Origin of the sequence: Aggregatibacter sp. oral taxon 458 str. W10330, from assembly GCF_000466335.1 — a bacterium.
GTDB lineage: Bacteria > Pseudomonadota > Gammaproteobacteria > Enterobacterales > Pasteurellaceae > Aggregatibacter.
The window spans coordinates 1-3,960 of the sequence record NZ_KE952620.1 but is presented as its reverse complement, the minus strand read 5'-3'; the positions used below and the strand labels follow the sequence as shown (position 1 = coordinate 3,960).

The following is a 3,960-nucleotide window of genomic DNA, read 5'->3' as shown; positions in this document are numbered from 1 at the left end:
CTACGAGGGGTTAAATAATCGTCCTATATGTTGAATTTTGGTTGTCAGCCTTGTTAATTATATAGCGAGGATTTTTTCTGTTCATCGCTTAAGCTATTTGGCTCCATATGCATAGCGTATGGTTTTTATAACCAGACTTTGGTTGGCTATAAATAAAGACAAAGTGCGGTGAGAAAGTACAACATTTTTTCACCGCACTTTGATGTTTAAAATTCACAATCTTTTTGTGTTTTACAGCGAGAAAAAAGCCACTTCAAACCATCTAATAAAGCAGGCATGACACTGGTCATATGGGTTTCTTCAGGATAAATTTTACTCACAACGGATAGCTTATCATTAGGTAGTGCATTCAGTTTTTCCGCTAAATTGTTGACTTGTGTCACCATGGCGCGCTGATCTAGCTGCTTTTGTCGTTGAGGATCTTGTTTCATATAGGGCGCCAATTTTTGTTCATATTCCCCAGCGGTGAAACGCACGCCAATATTCTCTTTTATGTTTTGCAGATGTTCGGAAAATGCAGGGAAATCTTGCAAAATCCGTTGTTGATTCCACCAGATTGAAGGGCTGGCGATAAGATAGTTGCGGAATCCATTCGGGTGATTAAACAAACTATATAAACTAAATAAGCCGCCATAAGAATGTCCGAAAATGTTTTGTTGCGCTGCGTTAATTGAAAAACGGCGATGTAAATCCGGTGCTAATTCTTCCTGAATAAAGCGATAAAAATTTTCCGCACCACCAAATTTTTTATTGGTTTTATCGCCGGTATTATCGTAACGTTCTGACGGCGGCGTATAATCTTGCGCGCGTTCTGCCGGATTAAGAAGTTGAGTATTCGGGTAGCCGATGCCGACGATTAAAAATGGCACAGCATTGGTTTCTTGCGCGCGCGCCATCATGTTTTGCGCCATGCTGGCAGCCGCCGGAAAAAGGGCATCGCCATCTAATACATAAAGGACGGAATAGCCGATATGCTTTACTTCTCCAATAGGCATCACCTGAATGCGATAATCTTTTTTCGTAAATTGGCTGTGAAGCACATATTCTTGCGCATTAGGGATGATCGCCGGTTCTAAATTACCGGCAGAAGTCGCTTGATGCCCCTCGGCAAGATTAAAGAAGACACCACAAGAAAGTGCCAATAATAACGGTTTCATACGTGTTCCTTTGTGAGATTTTTGCGCTAGCGTAGCAAAATGATCTGCCCCCCAAAAGTTGGACAGGTTAGTTAACTTAAATATTGAGCTCGGTATTGCACCGGGCTCAATCCTTTTAAACCAAGTTTAATTCGTTTTTGATTGTAATACACCAAATATTCTTCAATCTCAGCCTGTAATTCAGCGATTGAATGATAAGTTCGTGAGTAAAAACACGCTGATTTTAGTATCGCAAAAAAACTTTCAATCACCGCATTATCGTAGCAATTTCCTCGGCGACTCATACTTTGAACCGCTTTACCTTCCAACATCTTTACCCATTCCGCCGTGCCATACAATACACCTTGGTCGCTATGAATAATCGGGCATTCTGTCGGTTTAAGCCGACTAAGCCCTTGTTCTAACATCTTTTTTACCAATGAAAACTTCAGGCTTAACGATTTTTCTGACCGCACTTTTTCTTTCAGGATTTTTCAATTTTAGGAAATTTGAAAAAATATTGATATTTTGATAATATATATTTTGTAATTGGAAACAATCCACTCAAATCCTACTGAGTGTTTCCTTCAAAATCGCACTTCTCCGTGCTATCATTTGCGATGGTTCCATCTCACCATTTAGGGCTTAAAGCCTTATTTTATTTAATCTGATTTTATTTTTATTCACTTAATTTTTAAGGGGGAAGCGTTGTCTTTATCTAAATTTATGGAAAAGCAAACGTCGTTCAATCCTTTAGTGATTGGTGCAACGTTATTTTTTGTGGTGTTGCTTGTCGCGATGATTTTAATCGCACCTGAACAAACACAAACTTTATTAAATGCTGCTAAATCGGGCATTTTTGCCAACTTTAGTTGGTTTTACGTATTAGCATTCTCAGTATTTTTGGGCTTTTTAGTCATTTTATCAGTCAGTAGCCTAGGTAATATCAAATTAGGCAATGATGAAGAAGAGCCTGAATTTGGTTTTCTGTCTTGGTTGGCGATGTTATTTGCTGCCGGTATGGGGGTAGGGTTGATGTTCTTTGGTGTAGCAGAACCATTGACGCATTACTTATCTGATATTACCACAGGCAGCGCAGAGCATAAGCAACAAGAAGCCTTGTTACACACCTTATTCCACTGGGGAATTCATGCCTGGGCGGTGTATGGCACGATTGCGTTGGCATTGGCTTACTTTGGATTCCGTTACAAATTACCTTTGGCATTACGTTCTTGTTTCTATCCGTTATTGAAAGAGCGTATTAATGGCAAGTTAGGCGATCTTATCGACATTATGGCGTTACTTGCCACCTTATTTGGTGTTATCACAACATTAGGTTTTGGTGCATCACAATTGGGTGCAGGCTTACATCAATTAGGCTGGATTAGCGAAAATAGCTTCAGCTTGCAAGTTGTCGTAATTGCCGTGGTAATGAGTTTAGCGATATTTTCCGCGATTTCCGGTGTAGGGAAAGGGGTAAAAATCTTAAGTGAGCTGAATTTAACATTAGCTTTCTGTTTGTTGATTTTCGTCTTAGTGGCGGGGCCAACACTTTATTTATTATCCGCTTTTAGCGACAATATCGGAACTTATCTCAGCAACTTAGTCCAATTAAGCTTCAAAACCTATGTTTATGAACAAGAACATACTGGCTGGTTTAGCGGTTGGACAATTCTGTATTGGGCATGGTGGTGTTCTTGGGCACCATTTGTCGGTTTATTTATTGCGCGTATCTCGAGAGGACGTACCATTCGCGAATTTATTTTTGGCGTGTTGGTGATTCCTAGCATGTTCGGCATCTTGTGGTTTACCGTATTTGGTAATACGGCCATTTGGTTGAATGATGGTGAAGCTGCAGGTACGTTAGGGCAAATGATTTCCTCGCCTGAAACGTTACTCTTTAAATTCTTAGATTATTTACCGCTTTCTGGTGTGACGGGTTTAGTGAGTTTGGTGGTGATTTCTTTATTCTTTATCACCTCGGCAGACTCCGGTATTTATGTATTAAATAACATTGCATCACGCGATAAAAGCCTTGCAGCACCTCGTTGGCAGGCTGTGATGTGGGGTGTATTAATGTCAGTCGTCGCGATTGTTTTAATGCAATCGGGTGGTTTGGCAAACCTGCAGGCAATGACCTTGTTGGTAGCATTACCTTTTGCGATGTTGATGTTGCTGATGTGCTTTAGTTTATGGAAAGGCTTGAGTGCAGATAAAAAATATTTTGATACCAAAGTTAATCCAACCAGTATTTTCTGGACGGGGGATAAATGGAAAGAACGTTTGGAACAAATGATGAACCAAACGCAAGAAAAAGATATTTTACGTTTCCTTAAACATACGGTATTACCGGCTATGCGAGAATTACGTCAAGAGTTGATCGGCAAATATGACTTGAGCGTGCAAATTAACACGTTATTTGATCAAGATGAACCTGCAGTCGAGTTAGTCATTCAAAAAGATTTGATGCGAGACTTTATGTACGGGGTGAAATCTATCGGTCGTGAGGTGTCAGAGCAATTAATTAATGATGATAACTTGCCACATATCCAACATAGTATGACCTATGAGCCATACACTTATTTCTTTGATGGTCGAGTGGGTTATGATGTGCAATATATGGACCAAGATGAATTGATTGCCGATATGTTGAAACATTATGAACGTTACTTAAGTTTGCTAGACGATGTGGGTCAAGAATTGATGGCACACGAGCAAACAGAACTGGCTGAATAATAAGACTAAAGTGCGGTTGAAAATCCTCTAAATTTTTAACCGCGCTTTGATCTGCCCCCAAAAGTTGGACAGGTTAGTTAACTTAAAT

Annotated in this window: 3 protein-coding genes; 1 reads left to right on the top strand and 2 read right to left on the bottom strand. The window is 39.9% G+C overall.

Annotation, left to right across the window (positions count from 1 at the left end; translation table 11 throughout):
- Window positions 1–206: 206 nt before the first annotated feature.
- Both HMPREF9065_RS01830 and HMPREF9065_RS01835 read right to left on the bottom strand, forming a co-directional pair.
- The gene (locus HMPREF9065_RS01830) at window positions 207–1,157 is read right to left on the bottom strand and encodes an alpha/beta hydrolase (protein WP_021616752.1); all 951 of its coding nucleotides are present in this window, start codon (window positions 1,155–1,157) and stop codon (window positions 207–209) included.
- 71 nt (window positions 1,158–1,228) lie between these two features.
- Window positions 1,229–1,564, bottom strand: coding sequence for an IS3 family transposase (locus HMPREF9065_RS01835; RefSeq protein ID WP_021616751.1), 336 nt, complete (start codon window positions 1,562–1,564; stop codon window positions 1,229–1,231).
- A gap of 280 nt (window positions 1,565–1,844) precedes the next feature.
- Between HMPREF9065_RS01835 and HMPREF9065_RS01840 the strand changes: the two genes are divergently transcribed.
- Window positions 1,845–3,872 (top strand): BCCT family transporter, encoded by a 2,028-nt coding sequence (locus HMPREF9065_RS01840; protein WP_033002707.1) that lies wholly within the window; start codon window positions 1,845–1,847, stop codon window positions 3,870–3,872.
- The last annotated feature ends 88 nt before the right edge of the window (window positions 3,873–3,960 follow it).

Bases quoted from the DNA above. Each gene is read 5' to 3' on its own strand.
- HMPREF9065_RS01835 (WP_021616751.1), bottom strand. From the start codon at position 1,564: ATGTTAGAACAAGGGCTTAGTCGGCTTAAACCGACAGAATGCCCGATT.
- HMPREF9065_RS01830 (WP_021616752.1), bottom strand. From the start codon at position 1,157: ATGAAACCGTTATTATTGGCACTTTCTTGTGGTGTCTTCTTTAATCTT.